This is a genomic window from Micromonospora sp. WMMD723 (genome assembly GCF_049863385.1).
Taxonomy (GTDB): Bacteria; Actinomycetota; Actinomycetes; order Mycobacteriales; family Micromonosporaceae; genus Micromonospora; species Micromonospora wenchangensis.
Genome location: NZ_JBMKNR010000001.1, coordinates 5,855,514 through 5,875,805 on the forward strand (window position 1 = coordinate 5,855,514; position 20,292 = coordinate 5,875,805).

Here is a 20,292-nt window from a genome sequence, read left to right on the forward strand (position 1 = left end):
CCCGGTCAGGTCCCGTCCAGGTCGGACAGTTCCTCGTCGAGCAACCGCGTCAGGATCCGGAACCGGTCGGGTTCGGTCTCCACGGTGATCCCCCGGCTGGGCGCCTCCACCGTCATCAGCAGGTAGAGGTAGAGCCGGTAGAGGCCGAGCCGGCGGCGTACCCCCGGCTCGTCGAGCGTCACCCGCGCCCCGGCCGTGCGGTAGCCGCGCAGGAACGGGTCGTCCGGGGTGTCCTCGGCGCGGCGGAACAGCAGCGGCGACACCAGGTCCAGCAGCGGGTCGCCGTACAGGAACCGCTCACCGTCGACCAGCCCGCCGAGCCGGTGCCCGCCGTCCGGGCCCGGTACGGCGAGGACGTTGCCCGCCCAGCCGTCGAAGTGCAGCAGCGCCGGACGGCGCACCACGTCCAGCACCCCGGCGTGCCGGGCGACCAGGGCCCGCAACCGGTCGGCCGGCAGCGGCAGCGGCACCGCCCAGTCGGCCGCGTCGGCGAGCAGGTCGTCCACCATCGCGGTGTACGCCGAGCGCCAGGTCGACCCGGCGGCCCGACCGCCGTCGTAGCCGTACCGGTCGCCGGTAACCCGGTGCAGGGCGGCGAACGCGGCACCCAACCCGGTCCACACCCCGTCGACCGGCGTGCCTTCGGCGACGAGCGTGGACAGCATCCGCCCGGGGAGGTGGCCGCTGAGCAGCCAGTCCCCGAGGACCGGGTCACTGCCGTGGTGCAGCAGCGGGGGCACGGGCACGGTCGGCGCGTGTGCCGCCACCAGCCGCAGGTAGCGTGCCTCGGCGGCGATCAGGTCGCGTTCGTAGCGCAGCAGCGGCACCGACGGCGGCGGCCCCACCTTGAGCACCACGGCACGCCCGTCGTCGAGCCGGACCCACCAGACGGCGGCGAATCCACCTCCGCGCAGCGGCCCGCAGTCGGTGACCCGCACGGCGGGCCCGAGGGAGGCCGCGACGTACCGGCGGACCTGGTCGGTGTCGAGGAGGCGCTGGGTGGGGCTCACCGGCGTACCCACCGGTGCCGCCGGCCGTCCCGCTGTGCGACGTTCATGACCGTCCAGGCTAGCGGTGGACCGCCGCCCCACTCCGGGGGCGAGGACATGGGTTCGCCCCGGGCATCGCCGTCTGTGCGGAATGTCGGGTTCGCCCAGGTCGCCACCGCCCGCCTGCGCGGCACGCGGCCCGCCGGCCGGTACGGGGCGACGTCGCCGTCGGTGTCCGGTGGGCGGGCCGGCGTGGCGCGCGGTCACCGCCGGTGTGTCGCCTCCGGGGCCGGTGTCGCGTGGCCGGGGCCACCCCGACGGCGGAATCGTCGCCGGGGCCGGGGCGTTGTACCTGGCATACCACCGCCGCTCCCCGCGGGGAGCAGGCCCCGGACACCGACCACGGAATGCGGTCGCCACCGGGTTGGTTACACCTCCCCCGGACGCCCGAGCAGGTCCCCCGACCGCCGCGCGCTTCCCTCCTGACTTCCGCGACGCCCTCTCCCCCGGGCGTCCACCGCACCCCCGACGCAGAGGAGCCTCCCCATGCGTACCGACATCCTGCGCAAGACCGCCCTGACCGTCGCCGGCCTGGCCGCCACCGCCGGTGGCGTCGCCGGCCCCGCGATCGCCGCCCACGCCGCCGGGACCACCCGCCCCGCCGCCGTCCAGGCCGACCGCAAGCCGGCCGGCGAGCGCGAGCTGAAGGTCGACTACGAGGCGCAGCCCAACTTCTACTACTGCGGCCCGGCCGCCGCCCGCAACGCGCTGAGCGTGCAGGGCAAGAACATCGACGTGGACACCATGGCCAAGCACATGCGCACCACCGAGGACGGCACCGACAGCATCAACGACATCACCCCGGTGCTCAACCGGGAGACCGGCCGCGACGCCTACCACAGCACCGAGATCCGCAGCAGCAAGGCCGACGACAGGCAGACCGACACGCTGCGCGCCGACATCGTCCGCGCCATCGACGACGGCCGCGCCGTGGTCGCCAACATCGCCGGCACCACCACCGACACCGACGGCAACGCCCACTCCTTCGAGGGCGGCCACTACATCAGCGTCACCGGCTACCACGACGACGGCAGGACCGTGACCATCGCCGACTCCGCCAACCCGGACACCGCCTCGTACCGCATCACCGTCGACAACCTCGGCGACTGGATCGCCAGCCGCGGCTACGCCTCCTGACCGCCGCACCCGGACGGGCCGACCCTGGGTCGGCCCGTCCGGCGGTTGCGGCAGGATGGGCGGGTGGCGAAACACGCGTCCCTGCGGCCCTGTCCCTGCGGCACCGGCCTGCCGTACGACGACTGCTGCGGGCCGCTGCACGCCGGCCACGGCACGGCCCCGACCGCGCAGGCGTTGATGCGTTCCCGGTTCAGCGCCTTCGCCGTCGGCGACGCCGACTACCTGTTGCGGAGCTGGCACTCCACGACCCGGCCCCGTCGGCTGCACCTCGACCCCGCCACCCGGTGGACCCGGCTGGAGATCGTCGACAGCACGCGCGGCGGGCTGCTGGACACCGCCGGCACGGTGACGTTCCGCGCCCACTACCGCGAGGCCGGGCAGCCGGGCACGATGGCGGAGCACAGCCGGTTCGTCCGCGAGGACGGCAACTGGGTCTACCTGGACGCGTCACCGGACTGACCCCGGCACCGCCGCCGTGCCCCCTCCTGACGGGCCGGTTCACCGTGCCGCCGACGTCGTCGGGCGCTGCGGTGCCACCGGCGGTCACCGGCCCGCCCCGACCCCGCCAGCACCCCGGCCACCAGCAGGTACGGCACGGCCGCCGCCACGAACGCCAGCGGATGCCCGCCGGTCGCGGCGACCAGCGCGTAACCGGCGTAGGCCACGACCATGGCCAGGTCGGTGCCCATGCCCGCGACCGAGGTGACGGTGGCCCGTCCCGGGCCGGTGATCCGGTCCTGGAGGCGGGCGTCGGCGAGCACGGTGGCCAGTTGCAGCGCACAGAACGCGACCCCGAGCAGCAGGAAGCCTCCCGGATGCCGGACGGCGGCCCCGGCGGCCAGGGCGACCGCGGCCAGGGTGAGCAGTGCCGCGTAGCCGCGGTCGGTCAGGCGTTCCGCCGCCGGGGCGAGCAGCCCGCCGACGGTCATCCCGAGCCAGACCGGCAGGAGCAGCAGCGGCACCGTGGACGCCGCGACGCCGGTGTCGCGGGCCAGCAGCGGGGCGTACTCGTCGAGGACGCCCCAGACCGCCGCCACCGCCGGGACGAGCAGCACGGCCGCCCGTACCCGCCGGTCGGCGCGGGCCTCGGCGAGGCCGGCCCGCAGGCCCGCCCGCCAGCCCGGCCCGGCCGGCCCGTCGGCGGGAGCGGTGGGCGGCGGGACGGACCGGTGCTCCGGGAAGCGGGTGGCGACGGCGGCGGCCAGGACGGCGGACAGCACGCTCGCCGCACCGACCGCCCGGTAACCGCCGGCGGCGAGGACCGGTCCGGCCAGGACCATCGAGGCGAGCACCCCGAGCACCCCGGCGGTCCGGCCCCGCCCCATCGTGCGGGCGTAGCGGCCGGCCGCGCCGAGCCGGTCGAGTTCGGTGTGGACCAAGGCCTCCAGGGCACCGGAGCCGAGCGCGCCGCCCGCCCCCCACAGGACGAAGCCGAGTGCGAACGCCCACCACGACCCGGCCAGCACCCACAGCGCGAAGCAGGCCCCGGTGAGCAGCGGCGCGAGGCAGAGCAGCAGACGTCGGGAGACGGCGTCGGCCCAGGCCCCGGAGGGGACCTCCAGCACGATCGCGGTCACCGACCAGATCACGAAGAGCGCGGAGATCTGTCCGACGGTGAGCCCGGTGTCGCTGAACAGCAGCACGTACACCGGGTAGAGCAGGACGAGATCACTGAGGAACAGGTAGCCGTAGAGCGTGACGGACAGCCGGCGGACACGGGTGTCGGGCACCCGCGCGGAGAGGAGATTCATCAGGGCCTTTCCCGGGGACGGAACGGACGCGGGAGGTACGGCGTCCGTGGCGGTCCACGGTTTCGGCCTTCAGGGGAGGGTCACCATCGCCAGGTCATGTGCCCGATGCTAGCCGGCTGCGGCCTGCGGCGCGGCCCCGGTGCGGTGTCCGTCTGCCGACGGGGGCGGAGCCTGCTGCGGCGTCCGCCCCCGTCGCGCGGCACGGTCAGCGGCGGGGGGTCTCCGGGTCCACCGGGGGGATGACCATGGTGGCCTCGCTGTCGGTGGCGGGACCGTCGACCGGTCCGGCCTGGCGTGGCACGACCTGGGTCGCCTCGACGTCGTCGGGGCGGGTCACCACCTGGGTACGCTCGGCGTCGTCGTCCACCGCCACCGCCGCAGGCGGCGTGGGGGAAACCGGCGCGGCCGGGGTGGGGACCGGGGCGGGGGTGGTGGGGACCGGCTGGGTGCGTTCGGCCTCCGCGTACGGGTCCAGCCGGGTCTCGACGTCGCGCCGGCCGGCCTGGTAGGCGCGGGCGTGGGTGGCGATGGTGCGCGACTCCTGCTCGGCGCGGGTCAGCCAGGACTCCCAGCGGGCCTGCATCGGGCGGACCAGCCCGCCGCCGACCCCGACGACGAGGATGCCGCCGACGGTGGCGAGCACGGCGACCAGCACCGGCGTGGTGACCGCGGTGGCGACGCCGATCTGGTTGAGCGCGGCGATCACCCCCAGGCCGAGGATGAACACCGAGGCGACGTTGGCCAGCACCCGACCGTAGGACAGGCCGCCGAGCGCGCTGCTGATGATGTCCTTGACCGCGTTGGCGATGGCGGCGGCGACGACCACGATGACGATCGCGACGAACGCCCGGGGCAGCCAGGCGATCACCCCGGCGATGAGGTCGGAGATCGGGTTGGGGCCCCAGATGCCGAAGGCGAGCTGGAGGGTCACCAGCAGCACCCCGTAGTAGGCGAGCTTGGCGACGATGTCGCTGGCGTCGTAGCGGGAACGGGCCAGCGCGGTCTTGATCCCGCCCCGTTCGACGGCCCGGTCGAAGTGCACCCGTTCCAGCACCTTGTCGACGATCCTGCGGACGGCCTTGGCGATCAACCAGCCGGCCACCAGGATCGCCACGAAGGCCACCGCCTTGGGCAGGAAGAGCATCACCGCCCGCAGGGCGTCGCCCACCGCATCGCTGAACTTGTCTGTCATCCGTGGTCCTCCACCGTCAGCTCGGTCGGCCCCCGAAGCTACCCCCGGCCCGGTCGCCGGAAACCCGACGGGTCCGGCACCCGGCCGGCCCGGTCAGCGCGACGTGCAGGCGGGCAGCAGTGACACCACGACCGGGCCGGTGGGCGCGGACGCGTTGCCGGCGTCGTCGACGGCGACGACCTGGATCGGGATCCGGGCGGTCGCCGGGGGTGCCGGCAGGTCACCGAGGGTGCCCTGGAAGACGTCCGGCGCGGTCTGGTCCATGCCGACGGTCCGGGTGGCACCGTCGAGGGTGTACCGGAACACCACCCGGAGTCCGTCGCCGGCCGCCCGGTCGTCGACGACCGTCGCGGTGACCGTGGCCGCGGTGACCCCGTTGGAGCAGCCCTGCGGCTCCACGGTGGTCGGGGCGACGTCGGGGAGGGACACGGTCGGTGGCGACACGTCCGGCGGCAGGAGCGGGACGGTCGGCGTCGTCGGCGGCGCGGGACTCGGGGTGCGTACCCGGGTGGTGGTCGCGGCGGCGGACCGGGTCGGGGCGGTGCTGGTCGGCGCACCGGCGGTGCTCGCCGCCGGGGTGGGGCTGCGGCTCGGCTCGGCCGGCACGACGGTGATGGCGGGCGCGGCGGCCAGCGGCGCGGGGCTGCGGGTGGTGGCGGCGGTCGCTCCCGGCCCGACGGCGCCCTCGGCGAGGGTGAGCGGGCCGGACCGCCGGGCGGCGACCCCCAGCGCGACGACGCCGACCAGCAGGGTGGCGGTCAGGCCCACCCCGACCAGGACGCTGCGCAGGCCGCCGCGCCGCAGGGCCGGGTGGGGATCGGCGTCGGGGGCGTCCGCCACCTCGCCGGCTCCGGGTGCCCCGTCGGGCAGGGGCAGGGACGCGGCGAGCAGCGCGACACGCTGGGCGAGCTGACGCCGGCCGCGTTCCTCCCAGTCCCCGCCGTACGACCGGGCGGCGGTGTGTTCCAGCTCGGTGAGGAAGATCTCGGCCGGCTGGGTACGGTCGCCGGGGCACCAGGCCAGCCCGTGCCGGAGCAGGTCGTGCACGGGTGCCGGGGTCGGGGCGTCCGGAACCGGCGCGGCGCTGTGCTGGGCGCGCAGGGTCGCCAGGTCCCGCCCGTCGTAGGGGGGTCGCCCGGTGAGGCACTCGACGAACGTGGCGGTGGCGGCGTAGATGTCGCCGGCCGGCTCGGCGGGGGCGCCCGTCCACTGTTCGGGGGCCAGCCGGCGGCCGGTGCCGGTGGGCAGGGCGATGGCGAGGTCGGTGAGCTTGCCCCGGCCGTCCGGGGTGACGAGGACGTTCTCCGGCCGGTGGTCGCCGTGCACCACGCCCCGGGCGTGCGCGGCGGCGAGCCCGGCGAGCGAACTCTTGAGGACGTGGAGCGCGGCCTCCGGCGGGACCGGGCCGTGCGCGCGCAGCAGCTCGCGCAGCGCCACCCCGTTGACCAGTTCGGTGACGATCGCGGCGGCGGAGTGCGACTCGGCGTACTCGAAGAGCCGGCAGACGTGCGGATCGTCCACGTCGACCAGCAGCCGCGCCTGCTCCCGGAAGGCCATCCGGAAGGCGGGGTCGGCACCGAGGGACGGGGTGAGGTAGCGGATGGCGACCGGGGTGCCGGTGGCGTCGTGGGTGGCGAGCAGCACCCGGCCGGACGCGCCCGTGCCGAGCTGTCGTACCGGGGTGTAGCCGGACAACCTCCAGTCGCCGGTCACCCGCCGGCCTTTCCGGTCCGCCGGGACTGGTCACAGGTCAGGGCCACACTGATCATTCTTACCCGGGTCGAGCTGCGGTCCATCGGCGCAACGGTTGTTTCCTCGCGTCCGGACGTCCGGGCGCGGAGATTGTTTCCGGTCACCCGGTCGGGGTCGCCGGCCGGTCGCCCGGTTCATGGCCGGTCGGGCGGGCGAGCTGCGGGGCGACGTCGGCGACGCGTTGCCGCATCGACCGCCGCCGCAGCGCGGCCAGGGCCTCGTCGACGAGGCGGCTCAGCGGGTACGCCAGCTCCGCCTCGAACCGGCGGGCGGCGGTGGCGGTGGCGGCGTACTCGGCGTGCAGGACGGGCAGCAGGTCCCGGGCCCGGTCGGTGGGGGTGACGATGCGGTGCCGGGCGTCGGCACCGGGGGTGAGGGTGACCAGCCCGTCGGCCGCCATCCGGGCGACCGTCTGGCTGGCGGCGGAGTGGGTCACCCCGGTCGCCCCGGCGAGGGTACGGATCGACACCGGGCCGAGCCGGTCGAGCGCGATCAGCACCGGGGTGTAGCGGGGGCGCAGGCCGGGCAGCCCGAGGTCGGCGTAGACGGCGGCGACGTCGCCGTCGAGCAGTTCGAGCAGGTGCCGCAGCCGGGTGCCGAGCAGTGCGGGGTCGGACGCTTCGTCGGGCATGCCGTAATGTAACAGCGCTGTTGTATATCGCGACCCCGGGGAGGTCCACCGATGGACGAGCGGTACCCGCCGATCGAGCCGTACGACCAGGGCATGCTCGACGTCGGCGACGGCAACGCGGTCTACTGGGAGGTCTGCGGCAACCCGGCGGGCCGCCCGGCGCTGGTGGTCCACGGTGGACCAGGTTCCGGCTGCGGCCCGTGGGCCCGGCGGTACTTCGACCCGGCCCGCTACCGGGTGGTCCTGTTCGACCAGCGCAACTGCGGGCGCAGCACCCCGCACGCCGCCGACCCGGCCACCGACCTGCGGCACAACACGACCGCGCATCTGGTCGCCGACATGGAACGGCTGCGTGAGCACCTGGGCGTCGGCAGGTGGCTGCTCTACGGCGGCTCGTGGGGCTCGACGCTGCTGCTGGCGTACGCGCAGCGGCACCCGCGGCGGGTGTCGGCGATCGTGATCGGGGCGGTCACCACCACCCGCCGGTCGGAGGTCGACTGGCTCTACCGGGGTGTCGGCAAGTATTTCCCCCGCGAGTGGGAACGGTTCCTCGCCGGCGGCGGCGTCGGCCCGGACGACGACGTGGTCGGCGCGTACGCCCGGCTGGTGGAGGACCCGGACCCGGAGGTCCGCGAGCGGGCGGTGCGGGACTGGTGCGCCTGGGAGGACGCGGTGGTCTCCGCCGAGGGGGTGGGCAACCCGTACGGCGAGCGCCCGTCGGCCGAGCGGACCGCGATGGTCCGGATCTGCGCGCACTACTTCTCGCAGGGGGCCTGGCTGGCCGAGGGTGAGCTGATCAGGCGGGCCGACCGGCTCGCCGGCATCCCGGGCGTGCTGATCCACGGCCGGGTCGACCTGGGCAGCCCGCTGGCCACCGCCTGGGAACTGCACCGGGCCTGGCCGGATTCGCGCCTGCACGTGGTCGAGGGGGCGGGTCACTTCGGCACGGTGGGGACCCGGCGGCACCTGCTGGCCGCCCTGGACGACTTCGCCGTCGCCGGCTGAGCGGCCCACCCGGGCCACCCCCCGACGGCGGGAAATCCGGACAGTTCCGCCCGGCACGCCGCGACGATGGGCAGAATCGATCGATGACGCCCTCTAGCGCCGACCACGGAGATGGCAATATCCTCCATCTCACGCGGAACCGTTGGAGCTAGTTTTCAGATTCGTCGCCAGTGCCGTCGCCGGTCGCCGAGGAGATGCCATGCCCGTCGTACGCCCCGCACTCGACCGTCGTACGCTGCTGCGGGCCGGCCTCGGCGCGGCCACCGTCGCGGTCGTCGGCTCCGACCTGGCCCTGCCGGGCGGGGCCCGGGCCGCCGCCCCCGGCGCGGACCTGGACTGGATCATCGGGTGCGACGAGTGGGACGCCCGCCCGCCGGCCGACCCGCTGTCGGTCAGCACGATCCCCACCAACAAGATCATCGTGCACCACATGGCCTTCCCGAACGTCACCGACTACTCCCGCGAGCAGGCGGTCACCCTGGCCCACGACTGCCAGGACCTGCACATGGACGGCAACGGCTGGTCGGACACCGGCCAGCACTTCACCGTCAGCCGGGGCGGTTACGTCCTGGAGGGACGGCACGGCAGCCTGGAGCGGCTGCGGGCCGGCGACCGGCAGATGATCTCGGCGCACTGCCCCGGCGAGAACGGCCGGGCCATCGGCATCGAGAACGAGGGCACCTACGTCACCGACACCCCGCCCCAGGCGCTGCTCGACTCGCTGGTCCGGCTCTGCACCACCATCTGCCGGCAGTACGGCCTGCACGCCCACGACATCTTCGGCCACTGGGACTTCCGCGCCACGCTCTGCCCCGGCGCGCAGTTCTACCGCCTCTTCCCCGGCGTGCGCCGGGAGGTGTTCCGCCGGCTCGGCACCCGCCCGGTCGACGTGCCGGAGCGCCGCTGGCCCGACCTGTGGCGCTTCGTCAACGCCCCCGGCGTCCAGGTCGCCCAGTACCTGCTGGCCTACCGGGGCTACCCGGTCACCCCGAGCGGCACGTTCGACGCCGCCACCGTCGCCGCCGTCGGCGACTGGCAGGCGCGCAACGGCATCCCCGTCGACGTCGACGCCACCCTGACCGCCCCCACCTGGGAGACCCTCGCGCCCGAACTGGACCGCGACGCCACCGGCCTGCCCGTGCAGGCGGTGCAGTTCATCCTGAACTGGAAGGGCTACGCCGAGGTCGCCGTCACCGGCAGCTACGACCCGGCCACCCGCCGCGCCGTGCAGGACCTCCAGGCGCTGCACGGCCTGCCCCGCACCGGCCGGGTCTCCACCAGCACCTGGTGCGCCCTGGTCGGCGGCATCGTGCGGCAGTCGCTGCGGCGCTGACCACCCGCCAGGCGGGCAGGGGCGTTTGGGCGGCGGCGGCACCGGGGAGTGTGGCCGGCATGACGTGGGCCCGCCGTACCGTACCCGTGATCGCCGCCGCCGTCGCCGGCCTCGCCGCCCGGGACGTCCTCCAACGTGACCATGTGCTGCTGCGCAACTTCCCGCTGGTCGGGCGGGCCCGGTACCTGCTGGAGGCGATCGGGCCGGAGCTGCGGCAGTACATCGTCGCCGGCAACGACGAGGAACGCCCGTTCACCAGGGACCAGCGGCGGTGGATCTACGCCTCGGCCAAGCAGGAGAACAACTACTTCGGGTTCGGCACCGACAACGACGTCGAACGCAGCCCCGGCTACCCGATCATCAAACACCGCACGTTCGCCCGAACCGTCCCGTCGTCGGTTCCGGCCGCCGGGCACGACGTACGGCTGCCGGCGGCCAAGGTGCTCGGCGGGCCGCGCGGCCGGGCGAAGGCGTTCCGCCCCGGATCGGTGGTCAACATCTCCGGGATGAGCTTCGGCTCGCTGTCCGGCAACGCGGTGTCCGCCCTCAACCAGGGGGCGGCGCTGGCCGGCTGCCTGCAGAACACCGGCGAGGGCGGTCTGTCGCCGTACCACCGCCACGGCGGCGAGCTGGTCTTCCAGCTCGGTACGGCGTACTTCGGCTGCCGGGACGCCCGGGGCCGCTTCGACCTCGCCCGGCTGCGCGACCTGGTCGCCGGGGCGCCGGTGCGGGCCCTGGAGATCAAGCTCAGCCAGGGCGCGAAGCCCAGCCTGGGCGGGCTGCTGCCCGGGGCGAAGGTGTCCGCCGAGATCGCCGCCACCCGGGGGATCACCCCCGGGCAGGACTGCGTGAGCCCGTCGCGGCACGCCGAGTTCTCCGACTGCGACAGCCTGCTGGACTGGGTGGAGCTGCTGGCCGCCGAGACCGGCCTGCCGGTCGGCATCAAGTCCGCCGTCGGCGACCTGGGATTCTGGGAGGAGCTGACCACGCTGATGCGCGACACCGGCCGGGGCGTCGACTTCGTCACCGTCGACGGCGGCGAGGGCGGCACCGGCGCCGCGCCGCTGATCTTCACCGACTCGGTGTCGCTGCCGTTCCAGCAGGGCTTCGCCCGGGTCTACCGCACCTTCGCCGAGCGGGGGCTGCACGAGCAGACCGTCTTCGTCGGCGCGGGCAAGCTCGGGCTGCCGGACAACGCCGTGGTGGCCTTCGCGCTCGGCTGCGACCTGGTCAACGTGGGCCGGGAGGCGATGCTGGCGATCGGCTGCATCCAGGCGCAGAAGTGCCACACCGACACCTGCCCCACCGGGGTCGCCACCCAGAACGCCTGGCTGGCCCGGGGCCTGGACCCGGCCCGCAAGTCGGTACGGGCGGCCAACTACATCGGCACCCTGCGCCGGGACCTGGTCAAGGTGGCCGAGGCGTGCGGCGTGGAGCACCCGGGGCTGATCGACACCGACGCCGTCGAGATCCTCGACGGCCGGACCTCGGCCCGCCCGCTGCGGGAGGTCTACGGCTACCAGCCGCAGTGGGGACTACCGTCGGCCGCCGACCGGGCGGAGATCGCCCGGCTGATGGCCGGCGAGGCGCCCCGGGGCGGCAGCGCCCTCCCCTCGGCCACCGCCCAGGGCTGACCCGGTTCCTCCTCCGGGGACGCCGAGCCACCCGGCCCGGCCGGGAAACGCCCCGATTGCCCGTGATCCGTCGGGGCTTCCCGGTCGCCGTCGGCTCGGGCATGCTGGACGGATGGGAGAGGTACTGCCGATGCCCAGCTTCGGTGACCTGTTCACCGACACGCGGGGCGACGACCGGACGATGCGGGTCAGCTACCACCCGGAGCGGGCAGCGGTGGTGCTGTCCCTGTGGAGCGGAACGACCTGCCGGGGGTCGTTCCGGATGGCCCTCGACGACGTGTCCCGGCTGCGCGCCGTGCTGGCCGAGATCGAGGCGTCGTCCACCCCGACCACGGTGCTGCCGGCCGTCCCGCCCGCCCGCGGGCCAGCGGGCCCGTTCGACGCGGCCCCGGTCGCGCCGCGATCACCGGCCGTCGACCAGACCGGCGACATCTCGGGCACCGCCCACCGGGGCATGCTGCCGGTCCCCCGGGTGGCCTGACTCCGCCGATCGTCTCCCGGGCCGGGGTTGCCCCGCGCCGTTCACCAGGCGCAGGGCGCGTAGTCCTTCAGGAAGCAGCCGTACAGTTCCTCGCCCCGCTCGCCACGCACGATCGGGTCGTACACCCGGGCGGCCCCGTCGACCAGGTCCAGCGGGGCGTGGAACCCCTCGTCGGCCAGACGCATCTTCGTCGGGTGCGGGCGCTCGTCGGTGATCCACCCGGTGTCGACGCTGGTCATCAGGATGCCGTCGGCGCGCATGTCCTCGGCGCTGGTGCGGGTGAGCATGTTCAGCGCCGCCTTCGCCATGTTGGTGTGCGGGTGCCCCGCCCCCTTGTAACCCCGGGCGAACTGCCCCTCCATCGCCGACACGTTCACCACGTACGCCCGCCCGGTGGGTGCGGCGGCCAACGCCGGCCGGAGCCGACTGACCAGTACGAACGGGGCGGTCACGTTGCACAGCTGCACCTCGAGCAGCTCGACCGGGTCGACCTCGTGCACCCGCTGCACCCAGCTGTTGGTGTCCCCGAGGTCGGGGGCGAGCCCACCGGCGTCGACGGCGGTGGCGGCGGCGATCCGCTCCGGCGTGGCGGACCGGCCGGTCAACGCCAGCGCGGTGAGGGCGTGCGGGGCGATGGTGGGCGTCGGCAGGGTGCCCTCGGGCAGCGCCAGGGTGACGCCCCGGCCGCCGGTGAAGGTGAGCAGCTCCGGCAGCGGCCCCTCGGGCAGCGCCGCCGACTCGGCGGCGACCAGGTGGGCGTACGCGCCGGGGGTGCGGCGTACGGTCTGCGCGGCGTTGTTGATCAGGATGTCCAGCGGGCCCTGCGCGGCGACCGAGTCGGCGAGCGCCACCACCTGGGCGGGATCGCGCAGGTCGATGCCGACCACGCGCAGCCGGTGCAGCCAGTCGGCGCTGTCGGGCATGGCGGTGAACCGGCGGACCGCGTCGTGCGGGAACCGGGTGGTGATCGTGGTGTGCGCGCCGTCGCGCAGCAGGCGCAGCGCGATGTACATGCCGATCTTGGCGCGGCCCCCGGTGAGCAGGGCCCGCCGCCCGGTGAGGTCGCACCGGGCGTCGCGGCGTTCCCGGTTGAGCGTGGCGCAGTCGGGGCAGAGCTGGTGGTAGAACGCGTCCACCTGGCGGTACCGGGTCTTGCAGATGTAGCAGCCGCGCGGGTTGATCAGCGTTCCGGCGGTGTCCCCGGCGGTGGGTGAGGCCAGCGGGATGCCCTTGGTCTCGTCGTCGATCCGCCCCGGGGCGCCGGTGGCGGTGGCGGCCGTCACGGCCCGGTCGTGCGCCAGGACGGCGTCCCGCCGCTCCTCGCGTCGCCGTTGCTTCACCATCTTGAACAGCCGGGCGGTGGCGCGCTGCACCCGTACCACGTCCGGGTGGTCGCTGGGCAGCGACTCCAGCGCCGCGAAGACCCGCAGCGCGGCCGCCAGGTCGCCCTGGTCGACGCCGGGGGTGCCGGCGTCGGGAACCGGTTGTCCGACGTTGTCCACCGTCATGTCCGCTATCGTCCCGCCCTCGCGTCCGGGGCCGACCGCCGGCCCGACCCGGGAACTCTACGCACCCGGGCCGGGCCGGCGCGACGCGCGGGGCTCGGCGTCGGCGGTGAGCCGGGCCACGGCCCCCGTCCGGAGCCGCAGCCCGAGCCCGCCCGTCAGGGCAGCCTGATGCTCTTGGTGTTCGGGAAGCTGTACGGGCAGGACGCCGACGAGCCGGTGCCGACCACGACATAACCGGCGGGGATCGGCGAGGCCGAGCAGATGACGGTGATGCCCGTGGTGGACGGGGTGGTGATGGTCCAGGTGTTGGGGAAGCTGTAGGGACAGGACGCCGACGAGCCCTGCGCGACGATCACGAAGCCGGACGGCAGGGTGGACGCCTTGCACATCACGCTCGCCGAGCCGGTCAGCGGGATCTTGATGGTCCACGTGTTCGGGAAGCTGTACGGGCAGGACGCGGACGACCCCTCCGCCAGGATCACGTAGCCGGGCGGGATGGTGGAGACCTTGCACACGACGGTGGTCGAGGTGGTCGACGGCGTGGTGATGGTCCAGGTGTTCGGGAAGCTGTACGGGCAGGACGCCGACGACCCCTCCGCCACGATCACGTAGCCGGCGGGGATCGGGGAACTCTTGCAGATCGTCGTGGTCGCGGCGCTGGCCGGCGTGGCGACGGTGAACGTGGCGGCCACCCCCGCGACTAGGACGGCGAGGGCGGCCAGGACGGCACGCAGGGGGGTGGTCGTTCCCGGGCCCCGCCGCCGCAGCGGCAGGCCCGTCCGGGCGATCCAGTTCACGCGGGATTCCCTTCACTCACAGGGTGCGCGACTACCGAGGGCATCGTTGCCAGTACGCGCTGTGAGCATAATGGACGCTCGGGGGCCGCCCGGCAACCCCCGACCCTGATCGGGGAGCGTCGAGGAACGGACAGCGGCACCGCCGGCCGCCAGGCCAGACCCGACGGGACACTGCCGCGCGTAACCGGTTGCTACCGTGTCGGTGACGTCGGGTCGGTCGACCACGGCGGGCCGACGCCACCGGGCGAGGTGACGTCGGGGCCACTGTCCCCTGGGGAGGGTCGGATGTGGGCGGACGAGTCGGCACTGGACGCCGCAGCACGCCGGCTCGACGAGTGGGAGTCGTCGCTCGTCGGGCAGGCGGAACGGGCACGGGCCCTGTCCGCCGACGCGCAGGCGTTGACCGGCACCGCCCGCAGCTCCGACCGCACCATCGAGGTCACCGTCGACTCCACCGGCCTGCTGGTCGACCTGCGGCTCGACGAGCAGACCCGGCAGCACTCTGCCGCCCACACCGCCCGCCAGATCATGGCGACCACCCGGGCCGCCCGCACCGACCTGCTGCGGCAGCTCACCGAGGCCACCACCCGGGCCCTCGGCGTCGACGACCCGGCCACCCGGGCGATCATCGAGTCCCACCGGCGGCGACTCGACGCCGGGCCGGGCACGCCGGATGCCCGCCGGTGACGGCCTCCGGGTCGACCCGGACGACCTGAACCGGCACGCCGCCCACCTCGACCGCTGCGCCGACAGCCTCGACACCGCCGGCAGGGCCGGCCGACACGTCCAGCTCGACGCCGACGCGTACGGGCAACTCTGCGCGATCATGCCGGCGCTGCTCGGTGGCCTGCAGCAGATCCTGGTCGACGGCGTCGGCACCGCCGCCGGATCGGTCCGTGACACCGCCGCGAAGCTGCGGTCCAGCGCCGCGGGCTACCGGGCCGCCGACACCCGCGCCGCCCGACACCTCGACCGGATACGGGACGGCCGGTGACCGGCAACCCGCTGGTCGCCACCGCGTCGGACGCCGGCCCCAGCGCGTGGGCCGGGATCTGGATCTGCGAGGACATCGAACTCATCGCCCAGGGTGTGCGCACCGGCAGCTGGATCGACGGCAGCCTCGGCGTGGTCAGTGCCGGCCTGGACGCCCTCGCGCTGGTCTCCGACCCGGTCGGTGCGCTGCTCCAGTACGGCATCGCCTGGCTCATCGAACACGTCAGGCCGCTCAGCGAGGCCCTGGACTGGCTCGCCGGCGACCCCGCACAGATCACCGCCCACGCCCAGACCTGGCGCAACGTCGCCGCAGCCCTCCGGCGGGACGCCGCCGAACTGACCCAGGCGGTGCGCACCGAGGTCACCGGTTGGGGCGGCAGCGCCGGCAGCGCCTACCGGGCCTGGGCCACCGAGCAGCACCGGGCGATCACCGGTCTCGCCGAGGGCGCGGACACCCTCGCCACCGCCACCGAGGCCGCCGCCGGCCTCGTCGCCGCCGTCCGGCTCCTCGTCCGCGACGCCATCGCCGCCTGCGTCTCCCGCCTCATCGTGTACGCGGGCGAACTGCTCGCCACCGGAGGGCTCGCCACGCCGTGGGTGGTGGAGCAGGTGACCACGCTGGTGGGCTCGTGGGCGGCGCGGATCGCCCGGCTGCTGCGCGGGTTGCTGGCCAGCCTGCGGCGGTTGCTGCCGGAACTACGCCGCCTCGGCGACCTCATCGATGCCCTCAAGCAGGCGCTGGGCCGGCTACGTGACGGTGGTTCTCGGAACAAGGAGCCGTTGCCGACGGAGAAGGGTCCGCCCCGGCCGGAACACGGGCATGGCCCTGCCTTCGATCCGGGTAGTCAGAAGGGGTCTCTCGGATCAGCCTTCCGGGCTGGTGTCGAGGATCCACGTGGCCTGTTCGACCCAAAGGAACGAGATATCGCTGACCGGATCGCCGAACAGGGCAACATGGTTCATCCCAGGGAACGGATAGATGACGTTCATGGAAGCAAGAATCCCGACGCTATGATCCGATCGAGCCCAACAGATCCCGGCGTGGTGACGGAGTTCAAGACCCTGGACAGAGCCAGCAGTGAAGCAGTACGCCGCAACATCTTGGCCGCAGGCAAACAGGTGGCACAAACGGACGGGGGTAACCTGATCATTGACGGACGCACAGTCGGACTGACCGAGGAGGACGCGCGAAGAGGCATCTCACGGGCGCTCGGGCAACACCGACAGCATGGCAGCCTCTTGCCCGATCAGGTTCTTATCGTGCTCGGCGACAACCGAACCATCAGTTTCCCTGAATAGTCATTGGTGCAAAAATGTCGACACTGGAACACTTTTTCATCCATACTCAAGACCCGCCTGAAGTCGCCGCCGCCCATATCGCATCTGCGATCGGCATGACAGTTTCGACTGACCACAACAACGGCATCTACCTCAGCCGCTCCGCTCAGACCGACCCAACCAAGGAAGTGGGGGGTGAGATCGCTCGCAACTATCTCGCGTACCCATCGGAGATCCCCGAGGAGCAATCCCTCCTGGATGGCTATGAGGTTCTCTGGGATTTCGCGTACACCGGGCGAAACCGCGACATCCAGATGAAGGAAGCGCGCCGCGCATTTGAGCAACTCACGACCGCGCGGCTGTGGCCGGCAGTGCTGGTGGCGGGGCTCGACACTCTCGTGGCGGCCTGGAACCCCACTCTGGGGCTCACGTGGTTCCCTCCTGGCACCTCACCTGACGCTGATGACTATGCCGCCTGGAGCGACTATCTCGCCAAGCCGCACGCCTGACTCCCAAGGTGGGACGCCCCGAGAGCCGGCCGACGACCGCCTCGACTCCCCGCATCGAGAATCACGAGCAAGCACAGATGGGTGCGAGATCCCTCGCGCGACAGCAAAAAAGCACCGCCCAACCGTCTTGTTCACGGAGTCCGTGATGGCGGAGGGAGGACGAACGCGCCGGGGATCGTCGCCATCCGCTACCCGAGTCCTCCGGCGAACGGCATCGACCGCCACTGGTCGAGCATGCCGCCGAGGGCGTCCGCCAGCATCGGCAACTGGGGGGTCAGGGCGAGACAGGCGACGCCCCGCAGCATCCCGACCGCCGTCACGAAGCGCAGTACCCCCTCGTCGAGGTCCCGCATGTCCCGAAGCTGCGCCGCACTCCGGTAGGCGGCTTCCCCCTCCGGACCGACGCCGACGACGTCCCACTCGACGGGCCCCAGCGTCACCATCTCGAAGTCGGCGTAGCGGTACCCGTCCACCCCGGCGACCATGTTCACGACCGGGGAGTCGCCGTGGACGGGTTGGAGGTCGACCCCGGGGAACGTCTTCTCGAACAGTTCGCGGGAGCGTACGAGTGGTGCCAGCACCTGCCATTCGCGGCGGGCACGGTCCAGGTCCGCCGGGTCGATCAGCTCGGGCTGGCCGTCGAGCGCGACGAGGCCGTCCTCGACGAACTGCGGTTCGGCGGCGGACAGGAACGACAACTCACCCGGATAGTCACGCAGCGCGGCGTGCAGTTCGGGTACGAGGCCGCAGTTCGCCACGTAGTCGGGTTCCCCGGCCGGCGCCAGCTCGATCAGCTGCCAGAACGTCATCGAGAAGCCGTCGTGCCGGACGGGTTCGCGGGGCACGAGCGGGCTGGGCGGGATGACCGGCACGCCCCGCTCGGTGAGCCATCCCGTCACGTCCAGTTCCGCCCGCTGCCGACCGGCCACACTGTCGAGGTCCGCGTAGGCGGGCAGGACCGTGGGCACCCGGGCCACGACCGGCGACGGCGCGAGGTGCACGACCACGGAGAAGGCCTCGTAGAGCACGCGGGGGTCGGTCACGTCGAGTCCCCGTGCGCGTCCGGCGTGGACGGCCGCGTCGACCGCACGCCGGGTCCGGTCGGCGATCTGCTCCGGGGTCAGGAAGCTCTGCATACCCCGATCCTTCCTCACGCTGCCGACAGGATCGACACCTACCGGGCGGGTGGGGTGACCTGGCCGGAGGGGCGGCGGGTGCCGGTGACCACGGTACGGGGCAGCCGCCCCGCCCGGGAGTGACCGGCCAGGGTGTCGCCGTCCACCACCACGTCGAAGTCGAGGTGCAGGCGCATCGGCCGGGTCACCGACTGTCGCCAGGTCACGCGGGCGTCGGCGCAGGTCACCGCCGCCAGCGCCACGGTCTCCGCCGCCGTCGACGCGGTGCCGGTGGGCGTCCCGCCGGTGTCGTGGAAGACGTAGGTGGCGCGGAGCGTGCCGATGGGGGTCTTCAGGCTGACGTCCCAGGTGCCGATGACGGGATGTGCCACTGTTGCTCCTCAGACCGGGACGGGAAGGTGGCCGGCGGCACGCCACACGGTGCCGCGTCGCTCGTACTCGAAGAGGGTTTCCACGGCGTGCGCAACCCGGGGGCCGAACTCCCGTTCCAGGATGTGCAGCCCGAGGTCCAGGCCGGAGGTGACGCCGCCCGCGGTGACGAGGTCGCCGTCGTCGACGACCCGCGCCGGCACCGCGTGTACGCCGGTGGCGTCGAGCACGTCCATGCCGAGGTGGTGGGTCACCGCGTGGCGGCCCTCGATCAGGCCGGCCATGGCCAGGGCGAGCGACCCGCCGCAGACGGCCGCCACGGTCACGTCGGGGTTGTCGAGGGCGGCGCGCAGCAGCGGTACGGCCGCCGAGTCGGCGAACCGGGCCAGCAGCACGGGGATGGTCACCACGCCCTCGTCGGGGTCGCCGGTGCTCGGACCGCTGGCACCGGGCACCACGACGTAGCCCGGCCGGGTCGGGTCCAGCGGCGCGGTCGCCCGCAGCGTCAGACCCCGGGTGCCGCTGACCACCTCCCTCGGACCCTGCGCCGAGACGAGTTCCAGCGTCAGTGCGCCCCCGACGGTGTCGCCGCCGGCGGCGAGGACCTCGAAGGGCGCGATGACGTCGAGCGGGTCGAACCCGTCGAACAACACGATCTGTACCAACATGCCACCGATCCTCGGCCTCGCCGCCCGACCCGGCCAGTGGCAGGATTGCCATCGTCCGACTGTTTCTTGCCGTAGGTCGTCGCTTCCGGGAGGTGCCACCGTGCACACCGTGCTGGTCCTGGCGCTCCCGGGCACGATCGCGTTCGACCTGGCCACCCCGATCGAGGTGCTGGGCCGGGTGCGGTTGCCGGGCGGCCGGGCCGGCTACCGGGTGCTGGTCTGCGGCAGCGGGCCGGTCGTCGACGCCGGCCCGCTGCGGCTGGCCGTCGACCACGGCCTCGACGCGCTCGCCGACGCCGACACCGTCATCGTGCCCGGCCGCTACGACCCGACCGTGCCGGTGCCCGGCGCGGTGTTGGACGCGTTGCGGGCGGCTGCCGCCGCCGGCGTCCGGATCGCCTCGATCTGCGTGGGCGCGTTCACCCTGGCCGCCGCCGGGTTGCTCGACGGCCGGCGGGCCACCACGCACTGGGCCGCCGCCGAACTGTTGCAGGTGACGTACCCGGCCGTCCGGGTGGACCCGGAGGTGCTGTACGTCGACACCGGCCAGTTCGTCACCTCCGCCGGGGCGACCGCGGGCGTGGACATGTGCCTGCACCTGGTCCGCCGGGACCACGGGGCGGCGGTCGCCGCCGACGCGTCCCGGCAGGCCGTGGCCCCGCTGCACCGCGACGGCGGGCAGGCGCAGTTCATCGTGCGTCCCGGCGTGGACCCCGCCGGGGTGGGTCTCGGCCCGGTCCTGCAATGGTGGGAGTCGCACGCGGACGAGCGGTTGACCCTGACCGACGTGGCCGCCCGGGCCGGGCTCAGCGTGCGTACGCTCAACCGCCGTTTCCACGAGGAGACCGGCCGTACCCCGATGCAGTGGATCGCCGCCGTACGTGTCCGCCGGGCGCAGGAGCTGCTGGAACGCACCGACCACGGCGTCGACCGGATCGCCCACCTCGTCGGTTTCGCCTCACCGGCGCACTTCCGGGTCCAGTTCAAGCGGCTCAGTGGAGTGTCGCCGCAGGTGTACCGCAGGACCTTCGTCGCCGGACGGGCGACCGGCTGAGCGGAGTCCCGGCGG

Annotated in this window: 20 protein-coding genes and 1 pseudogene; 11 read left to right on the forward strand and 10 right to left on the reverse strand. The window is 73.8% G+C overall.

Annotated features, from left to right (window positions below; genetic code table 11):
* Window positions 1-5: 5 nt before the first annotated feature.
* The gene (locus tag ACN261_RS25430; RefSeq protein WP_425852520.1) at window positions 6-1,010 is read right to left on the reverse strand and encodes a phosphotransferase family protein; all 1,005 of its coding nucleotides are present in this window, start codon (window positions 1,008-1,010) and stop codon (window positions 6-8) included.
* A gap of 525 nt (window positions 1,011-1,535) precedes the next feature.
* Here ACN261_RS25430 and ACN261_RS25435 point away from each other — a divergent pair.
* Both ACN261_RS25435 and ACN261_RS25440 read left to right on the forward strand, forming a co-directional pair.
* Window positions 1,536-2,186 (forward strand): C39 family peptidase, encoded by a 651-nt coding sequence (locus ACN261_RS25435; RefSeq protein WP_421482171.1) that lies wholly within the window; start codon window positions 1,536-1,538, stop codon window positions 2,184-2,186.
* 63 nt (window positions 2,187-2,249) lie between these two features.
* Window positions 2,250-2,645 (forward strand): YchJ family protein, encoded by a 396-nt coding sequence (locus ACN261_RS25440; protein ID WP_357927751.1) that lies wholly within the window; start codon window positions 2,250-2,252, stop codon window positions 2,643-2,645.
* A 104-nt stretch (window positions 2,646-2,749) separates the two neighbouring features.
* Here the strand turns inward: ACN261_RS25440 and ACN261_RS25445 are convergent.
* The 4 genes and pseudogenes from ACN261_RS25445 to ACN261_RS25460 form a co-directional block, all read right to left on the reverse strand.
* Window positions 2,750-3,937: pseudogene (locus tag ACN261_RS25445) on the reverse strand (MFS transporter); the annotation flags it as partial.
* 205 nt (window positions 3,938-4,142) lie between these two features.
* Entirely contained in the window at window positions 4,143-5,129 is a 987-nt protein-coding gene (locus ACN261_RS25450; RefSeq protein WP_425852522.1) for a mechanosensitive ion channel family protein, read from the reverse strand.
* A 93-nt stretch (window positions 5,130-5,222) separates the two neighbouring features.
* The gene (locus tag ACN261_RS25455; RefSeq protein ID WP_425852524.1) at window positions 5,223-6,842 is read right to left on the reverse strand and encodes a serine/threonine-protein kinase; all 1,620 of its coding nucleotides are present in this window, start codon (window positions 6,840-6,842) and stop codon (window positions 5,223-5,225) included.
* 139 nt (window positions 6,843-6,981) lie between these two features.
* Window positions 6,982-7,512 (reverse strand): MarR family winged helix-turn-helix transcriptional regulator, encoded by a 531-nt coding sequence (locus ACN261_RS25460; RefSeq protein WP_425852526.1) that lies wholly within the window; start codon window positions 7,510-7,512, stop codon window positions 6,982-6,984.
* Between the two features lie 51 nt (window positions 7,513-7,563).
* Here ACN261_RS25460 and pip point away from each other — a divergent pair, with 51 nt between their 5' ends.
* The 4 genes from pip (at window position 7,564) to ACN261_RS25480 (ending at window position 11,965) form a co-directional block, all read left to right on the forward strand.
* A complete protein-coding gene (gene pip, locus ACN261_RS25465; RefSeq protein WP_425852528.1) occupies window positions 7,564-8,517 on the forward strand; it encodes a prolyl aminopeptidase in 954 nt (317 codons plus the stop codon).
* Window positions 8,518-8,716: 199 nt separating this feature from the next.
* Complete coding sequence (locus ACN261_RS25470) at window positions 8,717-9,850, forward strand: peptidoglycan recognition protein family protein (protein ID WP_363653305.1); 1,134 nt, start codon at window positions 8,717-8,719, stop codon at window positions 9,848-9,850.
* Between the two features lie 59 nt (window positions 9,851-9,909).
* The gene (locus tag ACN261_RS25475; protein ID WP_425852530.1) at window positions 9,910-11,484 is read left to right on the forward strand and encodes a glutamate synthase-related protein; all 1,575 of its coding nucleotides are present in this window, start codon (window positions 9,910-9,912) and stop codon (window positions 11,482-11,484) included.
* Window positions 11,485-11,596: 112 nt separating this feature from the next.
* On the forward strand, window positions 11,597-11,965 hold the full coding sequence (locus ACN261_RS25480; RefSeq protein ID WP_425852531.1) for a hypothetical protein: 369 nt from the start codon (window positions 11,597-11,599) through the stop codon (window positions 11,963-11,965).
* A 41-nt stretch (window positions 11,966-12,006) separates the two neighbouring features.
* Here the strand turns inward: ACN261_RS25480 and ACN261_RS25485 are convergent, their stop codons facing one another.
* On the reverse strand, window positions 12,007-13,473 hold the full coding sequence (locus ACN261_RS25485; protein WP_421482182.1) for an SDR family NAD(P)-dependent oxidoreductase: 1,467 nt from the start codon (window positions 13,471-13,473) through the stop codon (window positions 12,007-12,009).
* 155 nt (window positions 13,474-13,628) lie between these two features.
* Window positions 13,629-14,270, reverse strand: coding sequence for a hypothetical protein (locus ACN261_RS25490; protein ID WP_425852533.1), 642 nt, complete (start codon window positions 14,268-14,270; stop codon window positions 13,629-13,631).
* 285 nt (window positions 14,271-14,555) lie between these two features.
* Between ACN261_RS25490 and ACN261_RS25495 the strand changes: the two genes are divergently transcribed.
* The 4 genes from ACN261_RS25495 to ACN261_RS25510 are packed head-to-tail and all read left to right on the forward strand — an operon-like array spanning window position 14,556 to window position 17,050.
* The gene (locus ACN261_RS25495; protein ID WP_425852535.1) at window positions 14,556-14,957 is read left to right on the forward strand and encodes a YbaB/EbfC family DNA-binding protein; all 402 of its coding nucleotides are present in this window, start codon (window positions 14,556-14,558) and stop codon (window positions 14,955-14,957) included.
* The gene (locus ACN261_RS25500; protein ID WP_425852537.1) at window positions 14,944-15,264 is read left to right on the forward strand and encodes a type VII secretion target; all 321 of its coding nucleotides are present in this window, start codon (window positions 14,944-14,946) and stop codon (window positions 15,262-15,264) included. Before ACN261_RS25495 ends, ACN261_RS25500 begins: the two co-directional genes overlap by 14 nt.
* Window positions 15,261-16,562, forward strand: coding sequence for a WXG100 family type VII secretion target (locus ACN261_RS25505; protein ID WP_425852539.1), 1,302 nt, complete (start codon window positions 15,261-15,263; stop codon window positions 16,560-16,562). Before ACN261_RS25500 ends, ACN261_RS25505 begins: the two co-directional genes overlap by 4 nt.
* Window positions 16,563-16,576: 14 nt before the next feature.
* Complete coding sequence (locus ACN261_RS25510; protein ID WP_425852541.1) at window positions 16,577-17,050, forward strand: hypothetical protein; 474 nt, start codon at window positions 16,577-16,579, stop codon at window positions 17,048-17,050.
* A 188-nt stretch (window positions 17,051-17,238) separates the two neighbouring features.
* Here the strand turns inward: ACN261_RS25510 and ACN261_RS25515 are convergent, their stop codons facing one another.
* Genes ACN261_RS25515 through ACN261_RS25525 form a run of 3 tightly spaced genes read right to left on the reverse strand, consistent with a single transcriptional unit; the run spans window position 17,239 to window position 19,223 of the window.
* Entirely contained in the window at window positions 17,239-18,186 is a 948-nt protein-coding gene (locus ACN261_RS25515; RefSeq protein WP_425852543.1) for a hypothetical protein, read from the reverse strand.
* 38 nt (window positions 18,187-18,224) lie between these two features.
* Entirely contained in the window at window positions 18,225-18,557 is a 333-nt protein-coding gene (locus tag ACN261_RS25520; protein WP_425852545.1) for a hypothetical protein, read from the reverse strand.
* A gap of 9 nt (window positions 18,558-18,566) precedes the next feature.
* Window positions 18,567-19,223: a DJ-1/PfpI family protein gene (locus tag ACN261_RS25525; protein ID WP_425852547.1), complete on the reverse strand. Its 657-nt coding sequence runs from the start codon at window positions 19,221-19,223 to the stop codon at window positions 18,567-18,569.
* A gap of 100 nt (window positions 19,224-19,323) precedes the next feature.
* Here ACN261_RS25525 and ACN261_RS25530 point away from each other — a divergent pair, with 100 nt between their 5' ends.
* Window positions 19,324-20,277 (forward strand): GlxA family transcriptional regulator, encoded by a 954-nt coding sequence (locus tag ACN261_RS25530; RefSeq protein WP_425852549.1) that lies wholly within the window; start codon window positions 19,324-19,326, stop codon window positions 20,275-20,277.
* Window positions 20,278-20,292: the final 15 nt, after the last annotated feature.

Excerpts from the sequence above, each read along its gene's own strand:
- ACN261_RS25500 (WP_425852537.1), top strand. The coding sequence starts at position 14,944 with ATGCCCGCCGGTGACGGCCTCCGGGTCGACCCGGACGACCTGAACCGG.
- ACN261_RS25480 (WP_425852531.1), top strand. The coding sequence starts at position 11,597 with ATGGGAGAGGTACTGCCGATGCCCAGCTTCGGTGACCTGTTCACCGAC.
- ACN261_RS25495 (WP_425852535.1), top strand. The coding sequence starts at position 14,556 with ATGTGGGCGGACGAGTCGGCACTGGACGCCGCAGCACGCCGGCTCGAC.
- ACN261_RS25450 (WP_425852522.1), bottom strand. The coding sequence starts at position 5,129 with ATGACAGACAAGTTCAGCGATGCGGTGGGCGACGCCCTGCGGGCGGTG.
- ACN261_RS25470 (WP_363653305.1), top strand. The coding sequence starts at position 8,717 with ATGCCCGTCGTACGCCCCGCACTCGACCGTCGTACGCTGCTGCGGGCC.
- ACN261_RS25435 (WP_421482171.1), top strand. The coding sequence starts at position 1,536 with ATGCGTACCGACATCCTGCGCAAGACCGCCCTGACCGTCGCCGGCCTG.
- ACN261_RS25475 (WP_425852530.1), top strand. The coding sequence starts at position 9,910 with ATGACGTGGGCCCGCCGTACCGTACCCGTGATCGCCGCCGCCGTCGCC.
- pip (WP_425852528.1), top strand. The coding sequence starts at position 7,564 with ATGGACGAGCGGTACCCGCCGATCGAGCCGTACGACCAGGGCATGCTC.
- ACN261_RS25460 (WP_425852526.1), bottom strand. The coding sequence starts at position 7,512 with ATGCCCGACGAAGCGTCCGACCCCGCACTGCTCGGCACCCGGCTGCGG.
- ACN261_RS25515 (WP_425852543.1), bottom strand. The coding sequence starts at position 18,186 with ATGCAGAGCTTCCTGACCCCGGAGCAGATCGCCGACCGGACCCGGCGT.
- ACN261_RS25525 (WP_425852547.1), bottom strand. The coding sequence starts at position 19,223 with ATGTTGGTACAGATCGTGTTGTTCGACGGGTTCGACCCGCTCGACGTC.
- ACN261_RS25485 (WP_421482182.1), bottom strand. The coding sequence starts at position 13,473 with ATGACGGTGGACAACGTCGGACAACCGGTTCCCGACGCCGGCACCCCC.
- ACN261_RS25510 (WP_425852541.1), top strand. The coding sequence starts at position 16,577 with ATGTCGACACTGGAACACTTTTTCATCCATACTCAAGACCCGCCTGAA.